Genomic DNA, 1,121 nt, shown 5'->3' on the forward strand with positions numbered 1-1,121 from the left:
GACGCGACAGCCGCTTTTGAGCACGCGATGCCACGATTCGATCGTCCAACGACGCGCGTACCACGCCAGGCGCTCCAGCGCTTCTTCATGAGTATGGGTGGGCACCGACGTCAGTAACATCCATTCAAGCGGCTCGAGCCCTTCGGGCACCGCTGCTTCCAGGACATGGATCACAAAGACTTCAACATCCGATACGCCTTTGCAGCGCCGGTAGCGCGGCGGGCGCAAGCGCACCTGAGCGCATCGCAGCCTCAGGCGTGCAGTGCGCGCTATCGTGCGGCCCGAGCCCGGGATCTGCAATTCGGTTTGGCCCACCAACGGCGCTGTGGCCATCGCTTCCCACAAATACTTCTCGGGATGATCCACGCTGCGATTCCAACTCGCGCGAACCAGCCAATCAACGCCAGCGGGGCGTTCGGCGACAAATACATCATAGACATCGCCCTCGCGATCGCATACACCAACGATATGCGTTTGAGGGCAATGCTCTTTGAGCGCCGACAGATGTTCAAAGCCCTCGAGCCACTTAACGCTTTCCTTATCGCCAATGGTGCGCTGCTTACGCGACAGCCCTTTGCCAAGTTCTTCGGGTGGGCGAATCCAAGTCTTCATGCCCAGCACACCGAGCGGCAAGCCCTGTGGTGTCACGGCCAGCACGCTATGCATCATGAAGCCGCGCAGATTATGTCCGCTGCCATAGCCCAGGCCTTCCGTTGCCGGCAGATGACTGAGGTTGAATTCAGTCGTGTCTTGCACGGCCAATACAATTGGCACCTGCCGCATGCGGCCCAGTGTTTGGCCAATATGCGGATTGAGCACGCCGTCGGTGTCGACCTTCGGATTGTCAAAAAAGCGGTACCCGGCTTTGAGTTCGGCGACATCCAGGCACTGCGGAAACGAGCTTTGTGGAGCGTGCGAGAGCCGTTGCGCGAGTGCGATCAGACGCCGCCTCAGGCGAGCGTCGCCCAACTGCGCGGCGCCAAACTCATCACTGGCCCAGTCATCATCGTTCGCGTCAGACAATGTCGCTCTTCACCCAAAGAAAATTGTCCAAGAGAAAAGTTAACATCGGGCGCGCCAGCTTACAAGCCGCGCCACGCCGAGATGTGGGTAAAGATCAG

Annotated in this window: 1 protein-coding gene; it reads right to left on the reverse strand. The window is 59.3% G+C overall.

From position 1 onward, the window contains the following. Nucleotides 1-1,023 (reverse strand): IS4 family transposase (locus KPG66_RS16965; RefSeq protein WP_237071620.1); only part of this gene is annotated, 1,023 nt, incomplete at its 3' end. Between the last annotated feature and the right edge of the window lie 98 nt (nt 1,024-1,121).

The organism is Mycetohabitans sp. B2, assembly GCF_021733735.1.
GTDB lineage: Bacteria > Pseudomonadota > Gammaproteobacteria > Burkholderiales > Burkholderiaceae > Mycetohabitans > Mycetohabitans rhizoxinica.